Genomic DNA, 23845 nt, shown 5'->3' on the forward strand with positions numbered 1-23845 from the left:
TAATATAGGACAGTGCTGATGAATTTACGATCAGCTCTTAGCACCTCACGTGTAATGTTCACGAAAGCTCTAGTTACAACTAGAGCTTTCCTTTAAAAGCATAGGTTCAAAACTTATTCTTTAAATGTGCCTCGAATAGGATAGTTATTCTCTGGATTGCGAATAAATTCTAGGCCAGATACGAGTTGCTCTAAGTCTGGACGAACGAAAGGTGCGTTAGCAATTTCAGCAATATGAATTTCATTATCTCCGTTAAGCACAAACAGGGCTGGTTCTGCAAAATTATGATCCGTCTCTTTTTCTGAACGGGGCTCAGAAATATATAGACCTAGTTTTTCCATGTCGCTTTGCGACAACCCGTAAGCAATCGGGAAGTTGATAGACAAGTCGTTTAAATGTTCTTCAAGCTGCTCTTTACTATCGCCGCTTACCGCGACAACATCAATATTGAGCTCACGTAGTCGACCTGTGAAATCTTCAAGTTTGTTTAAGTATTTGGTACAAATCGGGCAGTGCTTGCCACGAAAAACAACTACCATCTTCCAGTCACATCCTTCGCCCTTGTCAGCCAGCGATATTGTCTCGCCAGTTGATAACGTCGCTTTTACTTCAGGAAAAGTAGTAGCTGGGTGCATCTTTTGTGTATACATAAAAACTCCTTAACGATTAATTCAAATCCTTCAGCGTGCGGCTAGCAAATAAGCTGCTCAGCTGCACTTTAATTACACTAGGTAAATGTTGATACGCTTGTCCTAACTTTAAGATCGCCTTTTTGAACAATCGTTCAAGTTTTCGTAAAAATTATGCGCTTGGTAAAAATAAAAAAGCAGCGCCTAATGCGCTGCTTTACCTGTTACTCACTTAACAGAAAGACTGATGATCAATTCACATAGCCTTCATTCGCTTTCACAGTTAGTGGGTGATAGCCCGACTTGGCTTCTTCAAATGCGCGCTTTGCAAAGGCTTTGCCTTCCGGCGTTTTTGAAAGCTCGCGATAAAGGGGCTTAACAAGCTTATTGCGCCCTATCGACACCAAGTAGCTATACAAACGATCATAGGCAGGCTGATAGTTATTCTCTACTGCGATCATCAACCAACTATGAGCAATTTCGTTGTTTTTAGTCGAGGTGAGTGAAAACGCTGAATCTAGCTCAGCAAGCTGAGCTTCGCTTAACGTTTCAGGCATGTTGTTTAGAAAATATAGCCACTCGTGAACAGTCCACTGCGCGGTTTCAATATCCGCCGCTTTCACTTCGCCAGAAAGCCAAGCGCTTCGTGTGTCATCGATTTTAGTGAACGCATCAGATTCTGGCTGTGGCGCTCCCTCGGGAATGCCTGGTTCAAAAATCCACGTTTGGATGCGCTTCGCGTCTAGCTTATCTGGATACTGCTTTAACAAGGTATCATCTAAATAAGCAATAAACGTGTCGGTAGTAATGCTCTTAAAAGCAAAGTCTTTGAAGTATTGCATTAAAAATGCATCAAAGTTTTCGCGACCAATCTTCTGTTCTATTTCACGCAAGAAGAGCGCCCCTTTTTCATAGGGAATATTTGAGAAAACATCGTCCGGATTACGACCACGAAGGTCGATAGCCAGGATCTCGTCGTCTTCCTCTAATGCAGCCACATCATTCTCTAGGTCTTGATAACCGAGCACCGCTTCTTTTTTGAAACGATCGTGACCGTAGATCATTTCCATAATTCGGTAAGTTAAGTATGTTGTGAAGCCCTCGTTTAACCACAGATCACGCCATGTTGCGTTTGTTACTGTGTTACCAGACCAGCTGTGCGCCAGTTCATGAGCAATCAATGAAACCAAGCTTTTATCACCAGCAATGACCGTTGGGGTGATAAACGATAAACGAGGGTTCTCCATACCGCCAAACGGGAATGACTGTGGTAGAATTAGCAGATCGTAACGGTCCCATTGGTAAGGTCCATAAGTTTCTTCTGTTACCTCTAACATGGCTTCGGTATCTTCAAATTCTTTTGCGGCGCTTTCAAGAAGTGCGGGCTCTGCATACACACCCGTACGCTCCCCCATGGCCTTAAACTTCAAATCACCGATTGCTAAAGCAATAAGATACGAAGGAATAGGTTGCGGCATGGTGAACTCATATTCTCCATCCCGCGCAGTAGTAGGGTCGTTCGACGCACTCATCACCGCCAATAGTGCTTCAGGTGTTTTAATGGTTGCGTCATAAGTAACCCGTACTTGCGGAGAATCTTGAAGCGGAATGAAGCTTCGCGCGTGAACCGCTTGCGCTTGGGTAAACAAGAAAGGGTGCTTTTTACCGGCAGTTTGTGCTGGCGTTAGCCATTGTACGCCAGACGCGTCTGGCGAGGTTGAATACGCTACCGTCACTGAGTCTGCCGCGCTAGGCAGCGTAATTGTAAGAGGCGTACCTAAATCAGCGTCCGCCTCCCCCATTTCAAAGGGAACACTTTCACCCTCAACGGTTACACTCTTAATATCTAGAGCGCGGGTATCTAGTACTAATGTGTTGTTTTCAGGCTTTATGCGCTTTACATCAAGAGTAACGTCACCAACTAGCTGCTTGGTCTCAAAGTCAGCAGTTAAATTTAGACTTAAATGGGTAACCTTAACTTCACTTGGGTTCGCGAAAGAATGGTAATCTACGCCAGAGGCAATGGCTGCATCAGCCCGACTTTCTACATGGGCATTTTCTACTTGAGCATTTTCATCTGTAGCGTTTGAATCTTCGCTTACATTAGCGGATTGCTCTTTTGCTGTCGTTGCTGTGTCTACATTGCTATTGTCACTGCACGCGAATAACGCAGGCGCGCATACGAATGTAGCCAGTAATCCGTACTTTTTCATATAACTTCCTAAAGGATGATTAATACTAATTTAGTGTATCAAGCTGTTATATGACTGGCGAATCTAATTGGATAAGCACGCCCGCTGCGGCGTGCGTTTCTATCTGTGTTTATTGGCGTTAACGCCTAAACACGTGGTAGAAAAATTAAGCTAGGCTAATTTCTACTTCAATGTTGCCGCGGGTCGCGTTTGAATATGGGCATACTTGATGGGCGGTATCGACTAAGCTTTGCGCTTGTGCTTTGTCCATATCAGCTAAATCTACCGTCAGTTTAACCGCAATAGCAAAGCCTTGTTCAATGGGGCCAATCGATACGTCACCCGTTACGCTAATGTCTTCAGCCAGCTTTATTTTTTGCGATGCAGCCACATGTTTTAACGCACCAATAAAGCACGCCGAATAGCCTGCCGCGAACATCTGCTCAGGGTTAGTACCTTCACCACCAGAGCCACCCAGCGTTTTAGGCGTAGACAATTTAAGGTCTAAATTACCATCGCTTGATTTTGCTGTACCTTCTCGACCGCCGGTTGCTGTTGCTGTTCCGGTATAAACGACTTGTTGAAGTTTATGCATAGTTGCTCTCCTATTTGTGAAATTACCATTTACTTTGCATGCAAAATAAATTAACACCGAACCAAGTTGCAGATCAAGTACTTTGTATGCAAAATATAAATAGCATTCAAAAAGCAGTATCAATAAGGGTTAAGTGTCATGTCAGAATTATTAAAGTTGGAAAATCAGCTTTGTCATCGTTTTTATACGCTGTCGAATGCATTCACTCGCGCTTATCGTCCACTTCTTAAAGCGTTAGATATTACCTACCCTCAATACGTAACTTTAATGGCCCTTTGGGAAACCGATGACATCACTATTGCTGAGCTTCTTGAAAAAACAGTGATTGACGGTGGTGCCATGTCTTTGATCTTAAAAAAGCTGGAAGAAAAAGGCTTTTTAGTCGTGAATAAAGATGAGGTCGACAAACGCGTTAAGCGTGTTCAGCTTACAAAAATGGGTAAGGAGCAGAAAGCCGTAGCAGAAGAAGTACCCGCGCAAATGCTTTGCAAGTTCAACGGTATGAGTACAGAAGAAAGTCGAACATTAAAACACCTTCTGGATAAATTGGGCGGCTGCTTCGAAAACACCGAGCTATAAGTCCCTTTGTAATCTTATTGTCATCAGACCATTGACGTTATCTGTTAATATTTTTCATATTCAGCGAACAAGTGTGCGCTATAATTGTCATAGATATGCGGAAAGATAAATAAGAGGTGTGCATATTTCTACCGATTACAAAACAGGAGAAGTGATGACAGACGTAAAGGAACAAACAAAAGCTATTTCTGCCAAAGCTTACTCCGTTTTAGAAGAGTGGTTGAATAGTATTACTCATGGCATTGGCTTTATTGCGGCTATCGTGGGTTTAATATTTATGCTGTACCGCGCTGAAGATACTTTAGCGCTAACCACAGCCGCCATTTACGGCTCTACCCTAATTCTCGTTTTTTTAAGTTCCACGCTTTATCACGCAATTTCACACCAAAAAGCTAAGGGGTGGCTTAAGTTATTCGACCACAGCGCAATATATTTATTGATAGCAGGTACTTACACACCATTGTTACTGGTTTCGATTGGTGGCGTCTTAGGTATTACCATGACCGCTATTATTTGGAGCTTAGCGCTAGGTGGCGTCGCGTTTAAACTTATCGCTCAGCACAGGTTTCCAAAAGTGTCGGTCATGACCTATTTATTAATGGGCTGGATTGCTCTAGGCCTGATTTATCCGCTCTATGTTGCCCTGCCAGGCGCTGGACTCTGGTTACTGGTAGCAGGTGGGCTGTGTTTCAGCGTAGGCGTGTGCTTTTATGTGGCAAAAAAGGTAAAGTATACCCATGCAATTTGGCACTTGTTCGTTATTGGCGGATGTAGCTGCCATTACTTTTCTATTTATTACTTTGTCGTTTAACAATAGGTTTTAGATAACGCAGCTATGCAAGACGCTGAGAAAAAAGAAGACAGCACAACAGCAAAACCGAATATCGCGTGGTTTTCACTGCGCGCCGGACATATATGCCTTGGTAAAAAGCCCGTTGAAAGTGATTTTGAAAGACTTAAATCACTAGGCGTGACTCACGTGGCTACGGTACAAACTAGTGAAGAGAACGCACCGATTATACGCGATAGTTCAAACGCGGCTGGGTTAGAATGGTTATGGGTTCCTTTTTTACACCCTTCGTCAGAGTCTCCCACCGAAGATGTACACCTTCATCAATACCTTCATGAGTTGTCTCAAATGCTGACTGAGGGAGCTAAGATATATTTACACTGTGACGGTTCGCAGCACCGCTGTAGTCTTTTGTTCTATGCACTTTGCCACTATTGCCGTGTTCCATCTAATAGCGCTTACAATGCGCTACACAGCTTTGGCGCTAGTGCGGCAAATAACCTTAAACGATCCGAGCTCACATGGGCTGCAGAATTAGGGCATATCGCACCTAAAATGTAAGCCATCAAGAACGCGCGGCAATAATAATACTAAGCCGCGCGTGCTGTAAGGCAAAAACTATTTTAACGTTGGCTTTGGCAGCAGAGGCGAGATAATTTCACCAATACGACGAAACAGCTGCATACGCGTTGTGCCTGAACGCCATACTAACCCGATTTCTCTAAAACCCTGTTCTTCGGCCGGGAAGCTTTTAAGACCAGTGTGTTCAAGAATGGATTGATTGATCGCCAGTTCAGGTAAAAAGGTGTAGCCCATTTTGCTGTTCGCTAGTTGCACCAAAGTATGGAGACTACTTGCTGCCACACTGCTAATTTGGTCGCTATGCTGAAGGTTGCACGCACTTACGGCGTGACCTGTCATACAGTGTTCTTGCTGAAGTAAGAAAATACTCTTTTTAGGCAAAGTTGAAATATCCACTGGGTTAGGCAGTTGTTCAACCATATCTTCATGAGCGATGAGGTGAAACGGGTCGTGCCCCAAAACCATTTGTTTACACCCAGGAGTTTCCATCGGAAGCGCCAAGATCAATAAGTCTAACCTTCCGTCGGTCAATTGCTGTAGCAACTTTTCTGTGGTGTCTTCCTGCATTTCTAAATTGATTTCAGGTAGAAATGCAGAGAACGCGCCCATCATGCCTTCAAAAAGAAACGGCGCGATAGTAGGAATAACACCTAACTTTAATGTGCCTCGTTGCCAGTTACCCGCGTTTTGCGCGTACTCCACCAACTCACCGGCTTCTTGTAGCAGCACCTTACTGCGCTCTACAATATCTAAACCCAATGAAGTAAACACAAACGTTTTGTGTTCACGTTCTAAAAGCTGGCTTCCAAAGTGTTCTTCTAAATTCTGAATAGCCGTACTTAGTGTTGACTGACTCACATTACAGCGCTGGGCTGCACGATGAAAATGTTGCTCTTGATGTAGCGTCACCAAGTAATGCAGGTGCTTAAGATTAGGCCATTTCATGGATATCTCGCAATTATTCAAAAAGGGATTAAAAAATATTGGATTAATCTAACATAAAGATTAAATACAACCTAGGGGTGTTACCCGTACTCAAGTCATCTCACTGCCTAATTTTCTACATCGCGTTTGTACATTCACTCGTTTACTTCTTCTTATAAGAAGCTTTTAAGAATTTACCCTTCCCAGCTGGAAAGCCACTATAAGTAAAGTTAGGATTAAATGAGTGCGCCAATTACCACATATTTTTACAGCGAAATAAGACCCGCTCTTGTATCATTCAATCAATTAAGCGATTAACCATTGAGGGCAGTATGAAAGGACATTATAAAAACATATTATGTGTGTTGAGCGACTCACATCGTCAAGATGACACGGTTGCCCAAGCACTGCATATCGCCAAAGCTCACCAAGCCTCGCTCACCATTATGCTCTCGCTTGAGTCTCTGCCGCCCAATGCAAGCATGGTCATGGAGTCATTTTCTTACGTGGACTCTCAGCAAACTATGGAAACTCAGGCTCAGCTTTGGCTTAAGCAGCAGGCAGAGAGCTGGGGTAAACAATACGAAGTGTCAACAGCTGTAACGGTTGGGCACCCGTTGATTGATATCGTTCGCTATGTGATGAACAATAATATCGACTTAGTGATAAAACGAGCAGAAGAAAGCTTTTTGGATAAACTGTTTGGCAGTTTGGATATGCAACTGTTTCGCAAATGCCCCTGCCCTCTGTGGGTTATCAATCACAAACCGCGTAGCCAGTATAAAAACGTAGTGGCAGCACTTGATCTTAACTACCACTACCCTAGTCACGAGGTATCAATAAGGCGCGACCTTAACCGCGATATATTACGACATGCTAGCCAAATAGCCTTATTAGAATTTGCTCAGCTGCATATTGTTCACGTATTTGATGCGGTACCGGAAAACATAGCCAGAGATGGCTTTATTACCGTCGATAACGACAGGATGGAAACTGACCTAGCTAAAATTCACGCTGAGCGTGAAAAGGAGTTAGAGAAGCTACTTTCTGAACTTTCTGATGAACTCGACGACAATGTTTGGGAATATTTACAGCCTAAGAACCATATTGTGCATGGTTACCCACGTCGAGAAATTGCAGCTACAACTACATCGCTAGATACTGATGTAATTGTTATGGGTACAGTATCTCGCTTGGGAGTGCCTGGTTACATCATGGGTGATACTGCAGAAGAGACTATTCACCAGTTAAAATGTGCTGTGGTAGGCGTTAAACCAAGAGGGTTTGAATCGCCAATTTCGCGAGATTGAGCATTTCGTATTAGTTTTACGCTGACTCAAACTAAAAGGCCGCGCTTCGACAGAAGCGCGGCCTTTTTGCATATAACAATAAGGTAAGCTTACTAAGCTACGCCAAATGCTGCCTTCAGTATAAAGAAGAAGATAATTGAAAGCAGTGCACCTGCTGGCAAGGTTACTATCCAAGACACAACAATATTCCTGACGATACCCAAGTTAAGCGCTGAAACACCACGTGCCAAACCTACACCTAAAACAGCACCTACTAAGGTTTGCGTGGTTGAAATAGGCAAACCAGTACCTGATGCAATAACTACCGTACACGCTGCGGCAAGTTCTGCGGCGAAGCCACGGCTTGGTGTTAAATGTGTAATACCTTGGCCGATGGTTTTAATAACGCGATGACCAAATAAAGCAAGACCTGCAACAATACCTAAACCGCCTAGCGGTAATATCCACCAAGCCAGTGTGGCGCTTGCGTTAATCTCACCACCACTGGTAACAACACTTACCACAGCCGCAAGAGGACCAATCGCGTTAGCTACGTCATTAGAGCCGTGGGCGAATGCCATACAGCACGCAGTTACTACCATAAGCAGAGCAAATACTTTTTCAACGTTTGCTGCTTGTAAGTCTGCATCTTCAGAACCGCTGAACTTCATACGGCCGATGAACCATTTACCTAAGAAGCCTAATGCTACGGCTATGCCGATTGCTAGCAGATAACCGTTAACAGCGCTAAGTTCCAAGCCTACGTGCTTAAGCCCCTTCTTAATAGTGACAAGGGACATTACGAAGCCCGCTAATGCCATATAAAACGGAACATAACGCTTGGCATTGGCAAACGGAGAAGCGGTTTGAAAGATGAGCTTGTGAGCGCTCATAAAGATAAGGTAAGCAATAATGCCCGATATAGCAGGTGTTACTACCCAACTACCAACAATACCACCCACTTTATCCCATGCTACTGCGTCCATACTGACGCCAGTTGCCGTAAAGCCGATGATGGCACCTATAATAGAGTGCGTTGTAGATACAGGCCATCCCAACCAAGACGCTACCGCTAGCCATATTCCAGCCGCAAGTAGTGACGAGATCATGCCTAATACTAGGTATTCAGGTATGTCTATAAAAAAGGTTGAGTCGATAATTCCTTTTCGAATGGTAGACGTTACTTCGCCACCTGCTAGGTAGGCGCCAGCAAACTCAAATATCATTGCAATGATAATGGCTTGTTTAATGGTTAAAGCTTTAGAACCTACTGACGTACCCATTGCGTTGGCAACGTCATTCGCTCCAATACCCCATGCCATGACGAAACCAACGCCGGCGGCAAGGATTATAAGAATTAGGCCATAACTTTCAAAAAATTCCACGGATAATCGCTCCCGATCTAAACGCGATTTAGGCTGGACGCTACTTGAGTAAGTAGCATGATCTCTTCACCACAAAGGCTAGAGAATGAAGTTAAAGACAAATTGTGTTTTATCATAAGGTTCGATTAAATTTTGCACGATCTGTTCTTGGCTGCGGCGCATGATAACGTAATCGTCATAGAAGCCATAGCGAAAATCACTGAAAAACGATAAAAGAGTACGGAATCATTTGAATGCGATGATAAATCCACCAAATATTGCAGTTTTATGACAAATAAATTTCACAAACATTTATGTTTATACATATATACGCAAAACCGCACTGACCATTTGGACAGGATTACGTCAAATCTTCCAACTTTTGCTGCATGTTTTCCAGCGGCGTATGTCTTACATCGGTACCACGAGTCAGATACACCACATACTCACACACATTTTTACATCTATCACCAATACGTTCTAAAGAACGCATGGCCCACAAAACATCCAACCAATCCTGCATGTCGTCAGTGCTTTTCTGCATTTCTGAGGTAGTGTACGACAGTAATCGCTTGTACTCACTATCAATGCGGTTGTCTTGGTCGTACACCTCTAATGCCGCAGCTTCGTCTTGGCGGGCGAACGCATCAAAGGTACCGCGCATCATTGCCGCTACCCGCTCACCTATAAGTAACATGCTGCTTTTAATGGTATCTGAACTTGGCAACTTGTTGCGTGTAACCAGCTTAGCAATGCGCTCTATTTCATCACCCATTCGTTCGATGTCGGTAATGGCTTTTGAAATGGTCATAATTAAACGCAGGTCACTGGCGGTAGGGTGACGCTTAGCAATAATTCGCAAGCACTCTTCGTCAATTTGAATTTCCATGGAGTTAATTTTTAAGTCATTTAACACCACTTTTTCAGCCAGAGCGGCATGGTTGTGCTTCACCGCTTTTAAGGTATCCACCAGCTGCTGTTCAACTTCACCGCCCATGGTCAATACTGAGTTACGCAAGTTTTCTAACTCAATATTAAACGTACCTGAGATGTGTGTATTTAAGGCTACCTGTCGCATGACGATTTCTCCTCGCGGCTTAAGCTTGGTGAATAGCATTCAATGGATGTGCTCATGATTCTCATTTGCTCATTAGGACAACCAGTGGCGCTGCTATGAAACAAAGCGCCGATGCAAAATGTTATATCAGCGCACACTTTCACACCTATATTATCCATATCGACCCGTTATATAGTCTTCAGTTTGCTTTTTATCAGGCATGGTAAACAAGGTGTCACTGTCGGCATACTCTATCAGTCTGCCCTGATGGAAAAAGGCGGTATAGTCGCTTACCCGCGCTGCTTGTTGCATGTTGTGCGTCACAATAATAATGGTGCAGTGCTTTTTTAGTGAGTCCATCAGTTCTTCAATAAAGAGCGTAGTTAGCGGGTCAAGGGCTGAGGTGGGTTCATCTAACAGCAGTATGTCGGGCTTTAACGCCAGCGCCCTTGCGATCACTAAGCGCTGCTGCTGTCCGCCAGATAGAACATGGGCAGATTCAAACAGGCGGTCTTTTACCTCATCCCACAATGCAGCTTGCTTTAATGCCCCTTCGACGGCATCGTCTAAGTGTCGGCGAACCTTTATCCCTTGAAGCTTAAGCCCGTAACATACGTTTTCATAAATGCTCATAGGAAACGGATTGGGGCGCTGAAATACCATACCTACATTGGTTCTAAGGCGAGACACATTGACCTTACGGCTATTTATATTTCGACCATCTATGATGATCTCACCCTTGTATTTGCAGCCGTCATACAAGTCGTTAAGGCGGTTAAAACAACTTATTAGCGTTGATTTACCGCAACCACTTTGGCCAATTAACGCCGTAATTTTGTTTTTGGGTATTCGCATGCTGATGTCATTTAACACATGCTTACTTCCAAACCATAAGTTGAGGTTTTTCACCTCTACTGCGGTCTGTGCTTCACTAATCTCATTCACGTTCAGCGTATTGTGTTCAAACAACTTCAACATGTTATAAAACCTGTATTATCCTTTGATATAGCGTTTGCGCAGGCGTGCTCTCAGTACCACTGCCAGTATGTTTAATACAAAGACCACGAAGAGTAACAACAAGCAGGCTGCAAACATCATACTTGCACTTTTCCCGTCGGTTTGGCTGTGGAAAGCACCGTCATAAATCAGCACGCCCAAATGCATAAACTGTCTATCAAGGTGAAGATAGGGAAATTCACCATCTATGGGCAGCGTTGGCGCAAACTTAACCGCTCCAACAAGCATGAGAGGAGCAACTTCTCCTGCCGCCCTTGCAATAGCTAAAATGACGCCAGTCATAATACCAGGAGACGCAATAGGTAAAACGGTACGCACTATGGTTTCAATTTTGGTTGCACCTAATGCGTAACTGCCCGCTTTCAAACCTTCTGGCACACGGCGCAAGCCTTCTTCTGTGGCAACAATAACCACAGGTAAAGTCAAAATCGCCATGGTCAAGGCTGCCCAAAATACGCCTGGACTACCCATGGTTGGCGCAGGCAGTGTTTCGCTAAAAAATAGCTCATCAATACTGCCACCTAGTGTATAAACGAAGAAACCAAGCCCGAATACACCGTATACTATCGAAGGTACCCCAGCCATATTGCTTACGCTTACACGAATAATGGTGGTTAGCGCGTTATTGGGCGCATACTCACTTAGGTAAATAGCGGCTAGCACACCAAAAGGCGTGACAATTATGGTCATTAGAAAGACCATGAGGACAGTGCCAAACAGGGCTGGGAATACGCCACCTGAAGTGTTGGCTTGCTTGGGAGAATCGGTAAGAAACACGCCAATTTCTGAAAACACTACTTGCCATTTTTCGAACGTACTCAAACGGCTTACAAAATCCACACCTTGAATACTTGAAATGGGGATAACAAATGGTGCGCCATCTGCAAAACTGACCAGCAAGGTATACTCAGCACGTTTACCTTCCAGCGCCTCTACTCGTTTCTGGTATTCGTTAAATGAAGCAACTAAGCGCTCTCTTGCTGGCGCATCTTCAGCAACATTGCGTTTATCAAACTGAGACAGCGCTTCGTGAATAGGCGCTAGGTGGCCAGTATTGAGTGCTTCAATTTGCGCACTAATTTGTGCTACTTCTTCTATTACAGTATCAATATTATCTAGGGTTTGAGGCGGCTCAGACGGTACAACGATATATTCAGGCACGGCTAAAATACGCCGACCATCTATCAGCTTTATTTCAGCGCTCTCTTTCGCAAGTAGCGTATCATTCACCTGATCGCGGGTTAGCTGAATTTGGAACCCATAAGGATGCTGAGCATCTGAATACTTGAGGGTAATATCATTTTCTGATGGCTCATCGAAGAGGTTCGCAAGCACTGAAAACGTGGTGCCGTCTTGAAATTTACCTTTTACTGTATAGATAGGTTCTGGCCAAAAATAAGCGGTACCGCGAAAACTAATCAGTATAAGTACACTCACAAGCGCGATCAGTAAAAGACTAGTGAAAAAGGCGGTTAAGCTGATGACTAGCGATTGGCGATGTACCGGATTTAATCCAAAAGATGCTCGATTAGCCATAGTATGCCTTTCTTCTTATACGCTGTCGCATTAGCTCTGCTATGGTGTTTACTATGAAGGTAAACACAAACAATATGCACGCAGTGAAGAATAAGATTTGGTAGTGTGCTGATGACACATCAGCCTCAGGAAGTTCGATTGCCAAGTTAGCAGTAAGTGCTCGCAAACCTTCTATGAGCCCCCAACTGGAGATCGGCGTATTCCCCGTTACCATAAGTACTATCATAGTTTCGCCAAACGCTCGTCCAAAGCCTAACATTATCGCGGCAACAATACCTGGTAGAGCAACATGTAGTACTACATATAGCAAAGTTTGTAGCCGGGTTGCTCCCAATGCGAATGAAGCGTGCTTTAAGTCATTGGGTACGCCATTTATTGCATCTTCAGCCAGCGAGTAAATACTCGGTGAAATGGCTACCCCTAAAGCTAATGCTACCACTATGGTCGTTTTTCCAATAGGACTATCAGATTCTGCCGCAAGCAACGTAAACCCATCAACTCCCATCAGCGAGAAGATGAGCGATGGCGCATATTCCACACTGACAAAACCCAAAAGAAATACGCCACCAACCGCAAAGAGCAGCTCTGCACCATGCCTTAATTTCTTAGGTAAATGTTCCGCTATGGGGCGCTGCACTAGAGCAACTGCGATAAGTACAAAAGGAATAACGATAAGAAAAAAGGCAAAAGAGAACAAAAACTGCTCAGCCTTTGGCGATAGCCAAATGGCGGCGATAAAACCGATAAGAACACTTGGGATAGCTTCAAGTAGTTCGATGACGGGTTTAACGATATTGCGCAATCGGCTTTTAGCGAAAAACGCGGTGTAAATTGCTGCACCGATAGCGACCGGTATTGCGATAAGCAGCGCCAAAAGAGACGCTTTGATACTGCCTATTAAAAGCGGAGTTAAGCTGAATTTTGCCTCTTGAAAGTCAGAAGCACTTGTAGTTTGCCATACGGTTTCTTCCGTCTCATACCCCTCGTAGTGTTGAGGTTCGAACAGCGATGCCCATGTGGTAATACCGCTTAAATGCTTGCCCTCCCACACCGACAATGTATTGTCAGAGAAACTGTAAAGCTTATTTCCATACCAATTAATATTCTCAGCGGTACGCTCAATTTGCTGTGAAGCCACAACATCGCCAGACACCCGATTTACCAAGAGTACACGCGCTTTATCAGTTAGCACCGCTACCAAGTTCATACTGGCATGCTCGGCCACAGCTTTGACTTTTTCGCCATCAAGCACTAACTGGTAGGTTTGCTCAAAGGTGAGACCTTTTTCGCTTTTACTGAGCACCCAGCGGGTCAATGTTTGATTTTTTGAACTCATTAAGAAAAAGGTGCGGTCTTTAGCTAGGGGAAAAATAATTTTTTCATCTAATGACTCGGAAATGCCTCCCGCTATGGGAAGTAGTAACGCCTCTTTATCATTTAGTTTATTGAGGTAAAGAGCGTCGTCTACTTGAAGCAGTACACTCTCGCTGCCGGGCAGCAGTGCAAGCCTGTCTACATTATGAAAACGTTTATCTACCACCTGCGTAGGACGATGCCGATTTACCCAACGAATGAAAAAGCTGTCATCTTGAGCAATAGAAGCTACAGCCCATTTAGAGGATAGTGCCATATCCCAACTACTACGGTTATCCCACTCGCTTTTAGGGAGCGCAAACGTGATATTACTAGACAGGGCTGCTTGCGGGCTGTTGGCGGCAATATCAACTCCGTTACTGCCCGCCATATTAAAAGACCTTACCGGTAAAACCCGTACCTGCGCATTGGGAGAAACGTCGATAATATAATTTTCCCCCATCACACTGTGAGCAGACAATTTATGCTCGCATGGACGAATATACTCATGATTATTTATCAGGTCATTGCCACTTAGCAATTTGAGTCCTACTCGACAGCCTGGCTTTCTTACCACCAAAGGCTGACTATTTATTATATCGCCTGCGCTGATAATCTTTTCATCGTCCGACGTTTTAACGCTTAACAGATGATGTAAGCTGGGGGTGTAAGCTAAAGGGAGAGCCTGGCTTATTAGATGGGTAATAAGAATAACCAGGGTCAACAAAACAAGGCCACCAAAGCCCGTCACTGCATAGCGTGACCAATTATCTCTGCGCTGGCGTTTTTTGTTTGTGCTGTTGCTGTCGAAAGTCATGGGGCTGTTTAGTAGTTCTTATTTTCGAAATTCTTCTTTTTAAAGAAGAATAACCCTAAATTGCACTGGTGAGCAGTGTAAGTTTTGTTATGCTAATAGCAAGTGAAAGTTTATAGCATTACCTTCGCGCAACCTACTCTGCGCCTATGGTATTACCCAACAGGAAGACGATCAAAGTTTTTCTCTACACGCCCAATAAGGAGCACCGTATGCAATCATTGGTTATCAGCATCATGGGTAAAGACAAGCCGGGGCTAGTGGATGCATTAGCAAAATGTGTTTACAAGCATGAAGGCAACTGGCAAGGGTCGAGCTTTGCGCATATGGCGGGTATGTTCACCGGTTTCGTAGAAGTACATGTTGCCGATGAAAATAAGCAAGGTTTAATAGATTCCCTAGACGCCATCAAAGACTTGTCTGTTCAATCTGTTGCTGTTGCAAGCAATATAAAGAACAACACAACTAAGCTAACCGTGGATGTAATGGGTAATGACAAGACAGGTATTGTTCAGGAACTAACATCCGTACTTAACCAGTTTAATTTAAACATTCTCACTTTTGCTTCTCATTGTGAAAGCGCGCCTAACTGGGGCAGCCTGATTTTCAAAGCAAAAGCTGAAATTGCGGTAACGGAAGATTTCGACGACGGCGCATTACAAGATGCATTAGAATCGTTAGCCAACGATTTAGTCGTAGATATTACCGCAACGCGATAAAAAATAGGGGTATGAGCGCGTGAGGTACTATCGCAGTGTCTCAAAATCATGCCCATAGGTAACGGAATCACCGCAACGTATTACGTAGGCTTTAGTGCCAAAGTACGTGTTGTCACAGTAGTGTCACTGACTGGTGGCAGTCTTTGACCATTTTTATGAACGTGAATTGAGACATTATGGATAACGACGTTTTATATTATCCCAAAGAGCTAAGCTGGCTATCGTTTAACGAGCGCGTATTGCAAGAAGCTGCGGATAAGAATAACCCTGCAATAGAACGCATTCGCTTTCTTGGTATTTATTCTAATAACCTTGATGAGTTTTATCGGGTACGCGCGGCAGATGTTAAACGCCTTATTACTATTGCGCAAAACGACGGTAACGAAGAAGAAGCAGAGCGCCTTACCGAACTTATGGCGCAGATACAAAAGAAGGTGGTACAGCTTTCTGAAAAGTTTGACCAGATTCACAAAGACGTCGTCAAAGCCCTTGCCCGCTACAACATCCATATCCTGCGTAAAGATGACTTAGACGATTATCAAAAGCAGTGGGTACGCAATTATTTTATCAACAAGGCACTGCGTCATATTGCGCCTATTCTTATAGATAAGAAAACGGATCTACTAAGCCGCTTAAACGGTAATTCTGTTTATTTGTACGTTGCGCTACGTAGAAAAGAACGTAACCCTAAGTTCGCCGTTATTCAAGTTCCCACTTCTGAAATGTCGCGTTTTATGCTAATCCCACCGCAAAAGAGTCGTAAGAAAAAGAGCATCGTTATGCTCGATGACATGATTCAGCTGTGCATTGAAGATATCTTCCGTGGTTTTGTGAAATTTGACGAAATTGAAGCTTTCTCATTCAAAATGACCCGCGACGCGGAATACTCAATTAATGAAGAAATTGACGAAAGTTTTGTTGAGAAAATGTCAGAAAGCATGAAGCAGCGTCTTATTGCTGAGCCAGTACGCGTTATCTACGACACTGACATGCCAGAAGATATGCAGACAGATCTTCGCAAGCGCCTGAAAATTACTAAGCTCGATACCATGCACGCTGCTGGGCACTATCGCAATTTTAAAGACTTCATAGGTTTTCCTAATGTAGGGCGGGATTATCTAGAGCACGCACCGCTTCCCGCTATAGACAGCAAGGCATTTTCTAAACACAACACAGTATTTGATGCGATAACCGCACGGGATATTCTGTTGTATTATCCGTATCACCGCTTCCTTCACTTTACTGAGTTCGTGCGTCAAGCCGCTTTCGACCCGAATGTGAAGTCCATACGCATTAATATTTATCGGGTAGCGAGTAATTCTCGAATAATAAACTCGCTAATTGATGCGGTAGACAATGGTAAAAAAGTAACGGTAGTCGTAGAGCTTCGAGCGCGTTTTGACGAAGAAGCAAACATTGAATGGTCTAAGCGCATGACCGATGCGGGCATTCGTGTAGTGCTTGGTGTGCCCACCCTAAAAATCCACTCTAAGCTGTGTATTGTGACCCGCGAAGAACGGGGTAGTTTGGTGAACTATGCCCATTTCGGTACAGGTAATTTCAACGAAAAAACTGCGAAAATTTATACCGATTACAGCTTATTCACACGCAATCAAGAGTTGGCCGATGAAGGAGTAGCGGTATTCGATCTTATTCAATACCCTTACAGACGCTATAAATTCCAGCACCTACAAATATCGCCTTTAAACGCCAGAACCAAAATTCAGTCGTTAATTCGTCAAGAAATCCAGCACCTGAATCAGGGCCAAGATGCGCAAATCACCTTTAAGATTAACAACCTCGTTGATAAAGAACTTATTGATGATTTATATCGTGCGAGCCAGGCCGGGGTTAAGATCCGCGGTATTGTGCGCGGTATGTGCTCACTTAACCCCGGAATAAAAGGGATAAGCGAAAATATCGAAATCATCTCTATTGTTGATAGGTTCCTTGAACACCCTCGCGTGATGATTTTTGAAGGCGGCGGCGAGAGAAAAGTTTATATCTCATCTGCTGACTGGATGACCCGAAACATGGATAACCGCATAGAAGTAGGCTGCCCGGTTTACGATAAAGGTCTTCAACAGCGTATTGTTGATATAATGGAACTACAATTTAAAGATACCCTGAAAGCTCGAGTGATTGACAAGGATCAGAGCAACAAGTACGTTCGCAGGGGAAATCGTAAAAAACTTCGCTCGCAAATAGAAATATACGACTATTTGAAGAAGCTAGAAGACACTTTGTAGGATAGAAAATTAGTACATGACCCAGCACGAATCAGTTTTTAATGACGTGGAAACCCGCGAAGTCAGTAAAGTCGCAGCACTCGATATTGGCTCGAACAGTTTTCACTTAGTAGTTGCACGAATAGTTGCTGGATCTGTGCAAATTCTGCATAGAGTTAAACAAAAAGTTCGCTTGGCCGAAGGGCTCAACGAAGAAGATATTTTGTCTGGTGAGGCAATGGAGCGCGGGCTCGCTATGCTTAAAGTAGTAGCGGAAAGCCTGAAAGGATTTGAGCCTGATTCGGTCAGAATCGTTGCCACTCACACCCTACGTAAAGCTCGTAACGCACGAGACTTTATTCGCGCAGCAAAAGACATCCTTCCCTACCCTATTGAAGTTATTTCTGGCGTTGAAGAAGCGCGTCTAATTTACTCCGGTGTAGCCCATACTAATCATGCAGACGGTCAACAACTGGTGGTTGATATAGGCGGTGGCTCAACGGAATTTGTTATTGGCGAAGGGTTTACCCCTTTGCTTTGCCGCAGCCTTCAAATGGGGTGTGTTAGCTATACTAAACGCTTTTTCCCAGACGGAGAGCTAAAGCCTAAAGCCTTCAACCGCGCTATAACCGCTGCACAGCAAGAGCTTGAGTTAATCGACAATAAGTACCGCAGACTTGGCTGGGTCCAATGTATCGGTACGTCAGGGACCATTCGCTCGCTGTTCACGCTTTGCCAGCAAGACAGACCGAATGGCCATGATATTCCGGTAACACTTAAAAGTTTGCGTAATTTGATGAAGCAATTTACAAACGCAGGGCATATAGACAAGCTAAGTTACTCAGATTTAAGTGAAGACCGCCGCGTGGTTATCGCAGGTGGTCTCGCTATTCTCATTGCTGTTTTCAAAGCGCTAGAAATTGAAGGGTTGATCTACTCGCCTGCCGCCTTACGCGAGGGTGTCCTTTATCAGATGGAAGATGAGCTTCATCACGCTGATATTCGCGGCAGAACTGCAAGTAGTTTGGCAACCCGCTACGATGTAGATACATCCCAAGCCACTATGGTACTTAATACAACCCTTTCACTTTTCAGTGATGCTGAAAAAGAATGGAAACTTAAAGGGAGCGACTTTAAAAGTATGCTCGGTTGGGCTGCTTTACTTCATGAAGTAGGCATGCAAATTAACACTCGGGGTATTCAAAAACATAGCGCCTATATTCTTGGCAACGTGGACATGCCAGGATTTACCCAGGAACAACAGTTACTGCTCGCTACTTTAGTACGCTTCCATAGAAAGAAAATTCGTACTAATGAATTACCGACTTTCAATTTGTTCGATGGCCAATCGGTAAAACATCTAATAGCCCTATTGCGCTTGGGCGTGTTGCTTAATATCAAACGTCAAGAAGGCTTTGTACCCGAACTTGTGGTGAGCGTAGAAAAAAACGAACTCACTATTACCTTCCCTGACGGCTGGTTAGATGAAAAGCCTATAATTTCTGCAGACTTGTTAAGAGAAAGTCACTATTGGAAAGCTCTTGAATTAAAGCTTTCAGTTTTCCCCGATATCGAGCAATTGCATCCCACAATGGAATAAATAAGCACTGGAAACCAAGCATTAAAATGACCGTTTTATAAGCAGAAATCAGTATTTTCACCTACAAAACGGATATACTTGGCATTAGCTTTTCCTTATATTTTTATCGATTAATCTAATTGTTATAGGTTTCTGTTAGTTCTTATGCTTCGTGGTATCTGTATTTATTTATTACTATTTTTGAGTTTGTCAGCCTATGCATCGGCTAATCACATCTATTTTTTGACTGAAACTACGCCGCCCTATTATTGGATTGACAAGGATGGAAAAGCTCAAGGCGTTAATGTTGACCTTGCGAATGCATTAAAGCCTATCCTGCCTTTCAGCAGTTCGTTAGAACACATGCCTTGGGCACGAGCCTATCATGAAGCACTTAAAAAGCCAGATTTTGTGCTGCTATCACTGTTAAAGACGCCAAAGCGAGAAAGCCAGTTTGAATGGTTGAGCAAAGTGAATCACCTTCAGGCAGCGCTTATTCGGCTAAAGCAAAGAGATACAGCACATGTTACTTCATTAAACGAGGCAAAAAACTTTCGAATAGGCTCAATACGCGGCTATGGTTCAGCATTTTTTTTGCAACAAAAAGGCTTTGAAGAAAATAAAAACCTAGCTTTGGTAGCAGAGCCTGAACAACTTTGGAAGCTTTTGTACATGGAACGCATCGATTTCGCATTGGCCAATTTTGAAACTGGGCAGTATGAAATTAGTGAGGCAGGGTTTAACCCTAACGCGGTAACGAGCGAATATGTCATTGAAGCACTGGACGCCGAACTCTTTGTTGCTACTGGCCTTAAAACTAAGCCTGACAAAGTGAACGCGCTTAGAAATGCAATTTCGATTTTGAAAGCGAATGGTGAGTATGCTCGAATATTAAAAAAATGGGGCCTTGAGCCGATTGAATCGGCACAATAGCCCCATTTGCTCTATCTCGCTAGACTCGTTTTCCAACGCGTTAATTTAATGACGTATCTTCGGTTTTAGCATTTTCTGAATGCGCGCTGTCATACTTTTTAAACCACGCCAAAATATTCTCTACTTTACCAATCATTCTTGAAGGTTTAGAAGCAATGCCATGAGGCGAGCCGGGCACTTTTACCAGTACACTATCCACCTTCTGCAGTTTTAATGCTTGATAAAACTGTTCAGTCTCAGACATTGGAGTACGTTTATCTTCCACACCCGTAATCAACATGGTGGGCGTAGTTACATTGCCTACAAGGGATAGTGGCGAGCGCTTCCAATAATGTTCTACGTTATCCCACGGCTTGCCCGGAAATTGGAAAGGTATCTGGTACAGGCCCGAATCGGCAGTTAATACCTTCGACAGCCAATTAATAACCGGTTTAGCAACTACGGCGGCTTTGAATCGATTAGTAAGGCCAATGGCATAGGCTGATGCAATGCCACCTGCTGAACCACCAGTAATAAACAGGCGTTCTGGGTCAGCTATTCCTTTTTCAATCAGCGCGTCTACTCCAGACATATGGTCAGCAAAGTCGTACTCAGAGCTATATTTCCCCTGAAGTAGCAGTGCAAAGCGCTCACCATACCCCGTACTGCCCCTGTGATTATCATAAAACACCACATATCCCTCGGCTGCCATGCGCTGGAGTTCAGCCGTAAACACAGGACCATAGGCGAGATTAGGTCCACCGTGAATTTCTAAAATTAGTGGGTAGGTTTTTGAGCTGTCATAGTTAGGCGGCAGGATGTACCAACCTTGAATTTCTTCACCATCAATAGAAGATTGATAGACTATTTCCTTAACTTCACCTAATTTTTTATGCCCTAAAACGTCTTCATTAAGTGCCGTAAGTTGCCGCTCGTTTTTTGTAGTGACAAACAAATCTGCAGGACGGTCTGTACGCCCTTTGGTGTAAGCGACCACATCGCCTACCGCATGATAAGTACCAAACACATAAGGTCGACCAAGGGTAGTGCCACCTAATCCACTAGCCACTGTTTTCACTCTGCCTGATAGAGACACTGTATTAACTTGTACTAGGCCACGAACTGATTGCTGAAAGTAGATACGCTTGTTGTCTCTCCAGTAAAAATTAGACACCGAGTTATCAATGTCTTTTGTTATGTTTCTTTGGTCAGAGCCGTCGCTATTCATTACATACAAATAGCTATTTTTGTACATCACTTTTTCGTCGTCACGGTACGCATAAGCAATATGCTTTCCGTCCGGCGATACAACAGGTGACGACTCTCGCCCTTTATCCTGCGTCAACTGTTCAATATTCCCCGTCATATCAACAGAAAATATATCGGCCTCAACTGGTTCATACTCCCAGTTATCACTGCGGTTAGCAGAGAAATAGATTTTGTCACCATCGGGGGAGAAGCTTAATCGCCCATTGTGGTGATAGTTACCTGAAGTCAGCTGGCGTGCTGTGCCTCCATCGGCAGGAACGATAAAAATATGGGTATAAGCTGGCTCAAGAACACCGCGACCATCGGCTTGATAACGCGCCTTAGTGATGTATTGGAATTTAGGCGACCACTTTGCGCCGTCCGGCTTCTTCGGCATCTTAACCTCAAGCGGCTTTTCCTTTGCATCAACGCTCATGGTGAAAGCAATATATTTACCGTCAGGTGACCAAGTGATGTTACTTGGGTTTGAGGTGACATTTGTTACGAGTGCCGTTTGCCCTGTATCCATCCAACGCACATACAATTGCGGTTTACCTTCTTCATTGGATAGGTAAGCCAGTCGGCTTCCATCTGGTGACCAACGAACAGAGTAGTAGCTTTTTTTAGATGACAGTAGTGGGCGATGAGATTTGCCGTCTACAGACGCTAACCAGACATTCGCCCGACTGCTGTCCGTCATAATGTCGTTTGAACGGCGCACATACACAACATATTTACCGTCTGGTGACACCTGAACTTCGCTCACGTATTCCAAATTAAAAATATCTTCCGATTTAAAATAGTGTTCAGAGTCGGTAGTAAAAGATTCTATCTCATTGCTTGCAAGCGTTGTGGCTGGCATAGCTAGCGTGCCTACGCTAAATAGTGCAGCCCATATAGCAAACCGTTTTTTGACTGAAGGGTACCTGTGATTTATCGTAAAGGACATATCTCACCTTAATCTATTTGTTCTTATCCGTTCTTTTATGAGGTGATCACGATGTAGTGATGCATTTTTCTTCTCCATATTACTGAATATATTCAGCCAATAAAGATTAAACGTTGAGCGACATCGCTGGGCGATTAAGCGCATGACACAGCGGCGTTAGATTTAACCGAGTGGTTAGCTGCGTGATAGCGGTAAACTGCAGCTCTTAACAGCGCGCAGACCGTGGAATGAGGTTTATTTACGATATTTGTCTTTACTCACTAGGACAACAGCGAAAACTGAACAAATAGAAAGAGCGCCAACGGCGCTCTTTCAAAATTCAATAAAGGTAATATGAAAGCGTGTAATTATGCTTTAGACGCTTGGTAGATACCTTCAATTGCAGTATCAAGCGTTGCTTCAAACTCTTCTTGAGATTGCTGTGCAGATACGCCCTCAGTCAATGCACGAGAGAAGCTTGCGATCATACCTTGGTTTTCTGAAAGTTTCGCGTTTGCGTCGTCACGGCTGTAGCCGCCAGACAGTGCTACCACTTTAAGTACGCGAGGATGATCAACAAGCTCTTTATAGAAGTTAGCTTCTGTCGGAAGCGTTAGCTTAAGCATCACTTCTTGGCCTTCATTTAGCAGGTTAAGCTGGGTCAAAATCTCTAGCTTAAGTAATGCTTCTGCTTCTGCTTTCTGTGGGCTGTGAATATCAACTTCTGGTTCGATAATTGGAACAAGGCCAGCAGCTAAAATTTGCTTACCCACTTCAAATTGCTGAGCAACAACGTCTTTAATACCTTGGTGATTCGCAAGCTTAACAACACTGCGCATTTTAGTGCCAAATACATCTTGCGCCACCGCTTTAGCTAGCAGTGCATCAAGACCAGGCATTGGCTTCATTACCTGCACGCCGTTGCTTTCTTCAGCTAATCCTTTATCTACCTTTAGGAACGGAATTACGCGCTTCTTCTGCCATAAGAAATGTGCAGAAGACATGCCTTCAATTTCTCTATCAAGGGTATTTTCAAATAAGATTGCGCCAAGAACGCGCTCGCCGCTAAAAGGGGTGCTGGTGATAATGCGTGTACGCATTTCGTGAACAAGATTAAACATCTCTTCGTCTGAGCTATACTCTGACTCTTCGATGCCGTATAAGCGCAACGCTTTAGGGGTACTACCGCCGCTTTGGTCTAACGCTGCAATAAAACCGGTTTGCGTTTTCAGTTTATCCAACATTGCCTGCTGAGCTTGTGATGCCATTGCAACACTCCTTTTGTATATTACTGCCTTAATAGACAGGTGTAGGGTTTATTGTTATACCAATTCTATTAAAGATCTGTTTGTCTCAGACTCGGCACGCCGACACCTTAAGTAAACACATCTGTAATAAGATTGGTATTTATGCCTGCGCACTTCACTGTTTCGCAGGTGTAATCGTTTCCGATTAAATGGTCACGCTCAAAAATGCTGTTACTGAGCGTGACACATGTTGGGGCAACTTT

19 protein-coding genes are annotated in these 23845 nt (G+C 43.8%); 8 read left to right on the forward strand and 11 right to left on the reverse strand.

The features are described 5' to 3' along the window. Positions 1-113 precede the first annotated feature (113 nt). The 3 genes from ACYX4M_RS03145 to ACYX4M_RS03155 all read right to left on the reverse strand — a co-directional run bounded on the left by ACYX4M_RS03145 (position 114) and on the right by ACYX4M_RS03155 (position 3416). Positions 114-650, reverse strand: coding sequence for a peroxiredoxin family protein (locus tag ACYX4M_RS03145; protein ID WP_476081860.1), 537 nt, complete (start codon positions 648-650; stop codon positions 114-116). Between the two features lie 230 nt (positions 651-880). Continuing rightward, positions 881-2842, reverse strand: coding sequence for a M1 family metallopeptidase (locus tag ACYX4M_RS03150; RefSeq protein ID WP_476081861.1), 1962 nt, complete (start codon positions 2840-2842; stop codon positions 881-883). Between the two features lie 145 nt (positions 2843-2987). Next, positions 2988-3416, reverse strand: coding sequence for an organic hydroperoxide resistance protein (locus tag ACYX4M_RS03155; RefSeq protein WP_476081862.1), 429 nt, complete (start codon positions 3414-3416; stop codon positions 2988-2990). A gap of 138 nt (positions 3417-3554) precedes the next feature. Between ACYX4M_RS03155 and ACYX4M_RS03160 the strand changes: the two genes are divergently transcribed. The 3 genes from ACYX4M_RS03160 (at position 3555) to ACYX4M_RS03170 (ending at position 5346) form a co-directional block, all read left to right on the forward strand. Beyond that, positions 3555-3995, forward strand: a complete 441-nt coding sequence (locus ACYX4M_RS03160; protein WP_476081863.1) for a MarR family winged helix-turn-helix transcriptional regulator — start codon at positions 3555-3557, stop codon at positions 3993-3995. A 154-nt stretch (positions 3996-4149) separates the two neighbouring features. After that, positions 4150-4806, forward strand: a complete 657-nt coding sequence (gene trhA / locus ACYX4M_RS03165; protein ID WP_025256398.1) for a PAQR family membrane homeostasis protein TrhA — start codon at positions 4150-4152, stop codon at positions 4804-4806. A gap of 24 nt (positions 4807-4830) precedes the next feature. Then, positions 4831-5346, forward strand: a complete 516-nt coding sequence (locus ACYX4M_RS03170; protein WP_476081864.1) for a protein-tyrosine phosphatase family protein — start codon at positions 4831-4833, stop codon at positions 5344-5346. Between the two features lie 57 nt (positions 5347-5403). On the opposite strand, the gene ACYX4M_RS03175 is transcribed toward ACYX4M_RS03170, so the two are convergent. Beyond that, complete coding sequence (locus ACYX4M_RS03175) at positions 5404-6312, reverse strand: hydrogen peroxide-inducible genes activator (protein WP_334057185.1); 909 nt, start codon at positions 6310-6312, stop codon at positions 5404-5406. 311 nt (positions 6313-6623) lie between these two features. Here ACYX4M_RS03175 and ACYX4M_RS03180 point away from each other — a divergent pair, with 311 nt between their 5' ends. After that, positions 6624-7601, forward strand: a complete 978-nt coding sequence (locus ACYX4M_RS03180; protein ID WP_334057183.1) for a universal stress protein — start codon at positions 6624-6626, stop codon at positions 7599-7601. Between the two features lie 92 nt (positions 7602-7693). On the opposite strand, the gene ACYX4M_RS03185 is transcribed toward ACYX4M_RS03180, so the two are convergent. From ACYX4M_RS03185 to ACYX4M_RS03205, 5 genes are all read right to left on the reverse strand, one after another. Next, positions 7694-8965 carry an inorganic phosphate transporter gene (locus ACYX4M_RS03185; protein WP_179982484.1) on the reverse strand — a complete coding sequence of 424 codons (1272 nt, stop codon included), beginning with the start codon at positions 8963-8965 and terminating at the stop codon, positions 7694-7696. 340 nt (positions 8966-9305) lie between these two features. After that, entirely contained in the window at positions 9306-10022 is a 717-nt protein-coding gene (gene phoU, locus ACYX4M_RS03190; RefSeq protein ID WP_014948403.1) for a phosphate signaling complex protein PhoU, read from the reverse strand. A 150-nt stretch (positions 10023-10172) separates the two neighbouring features. Beyond that, positions 10173-10979 (reverse strand): phosphate ABC transporter ATP-binding protein PstB, encoded by an 807-nt coding sequence (gene pstB, locus ACYX4M_RS03195; protein WP_476081865.1) that lies wholly within the window; start codon positions 10977-10979, stop codon positions 10173-10175. Positions 10980-10994: 15 nt separating this feature from the next. Next, positions 10995-12554 carry a phosphate ABC transporter permease PstA gene (gene pstA / locus ACYX4M_RS03200; protein WP_476081866.1) on the reverse strand — a complete coding sequence of 520 codons (1560 nt, stop codon included), beginning with the start codon at positions 12552-12554 and terminating at the stop codon, positions 10995-10997. Further along, on the reverse strand, positions 12547-14724 hold the full coding sequence (locus tag ACYX4M_RS03205; protein ID WP_476081867.1) for an ABC transporter permease subunit: 2178 nt from the start codon (positions 14722-14724) through the stop codon (positions 12547-12549). Before ACYX4M_RS03205 ends, pstA begins: the two co-directional genes overlap by 8 nt. 209 nt (positions 14725-14933) lie before the next feature. Here ACYX4M_RS03205 and ACYX4M_RS03210 point away from each other — a divergent pair, with 209 nt between their 5' ends. The 4 genes from ACYX4M_RS03210 to ACYX4M_RS03225 all read left to right on the forward strand — a co-directional run bounded on the left by ACYX4M_RS03210 (position 14934) and on the right by ACYX4M_RS03225 (position 20180). Continuing rightward, on the forward strand, positions 14934-15440 hold the full coding sequence (locus tag ACYX4M_RS03210; RefSeq protein WP_476081868.1) for a glycine cleavage system transcriptional repressor: 507 nt from the start codon (positions 14934-14936) through the stop codon (positions 15438-15440). 176 nt (positions 15441-15616) lie between these two features. Next, positions 15617-17689, forward strand: a complete 2073-nt coding sequence (gene ppk1 / locus ACYX4M_RS03215; protein WP_476081869.1) for a polyphosphate kinase 1 — start codon at positions 15617-15619, stop codon at positions 17687-17689. Between the two features lie 16 nt (positions 17690-17705). Continuing rightward, complete coding sequence (gene ppx, locus ACYX4M_RS03220) at positions 17706-19268, forward strand: exopolyphosphatase (RefSeq protein WP_476081870.1); 1563 nt, start codon at positions 17706-17708, stop codon at positions 19266-19268. Positions 19269-19412: 144 nt separating this feature from the next. Beyond that, complete coding sequence (locus ACYX4M_RS03225) at positions 19413-20180, forward strand: substrate-binding periplasmic protein (RefSeq protein ID WP_476081871.1); 768 nt, start codon at positions 19413-19415, stop codon at positions 20178-20180. Between the two features lie 40 nt (positions 20181-20220). Here ACYX4M_RS03225 and ACYX4M_RS03230 read toward each other — a convergent pair whose 3' ends face one another. Then, positions 20221-22356 carry a prolyl oligopeptidase family serine peptidase gene (locus ACYX4M_RS03230; protein ID WP_476081872.1) on the reverse strand — a complete coding sequence of 712 codons (2136 nt, stop codon included), beginning with the start codon at positions 22354-22356 and terminating at the stop codon, positions 20221-20223. Between the two features lie 347 nt (positions 22357-22703). Then, positions 22704-23603 (reverse strand): fructose bisphosphate aldolase, encoded by a 900-nt coding sequence (locus ACYX4M_RS03235; protein WP_476081873.1) that lies wholly within the window; start codon positions 23601-23603, stop codon positions 22704-22706. Positions 23604-23845: the final 242 nt, after the last annotated feature.

Source organism: Alteromonas sp. ABV4_150 (assembly GCF_056311745.1).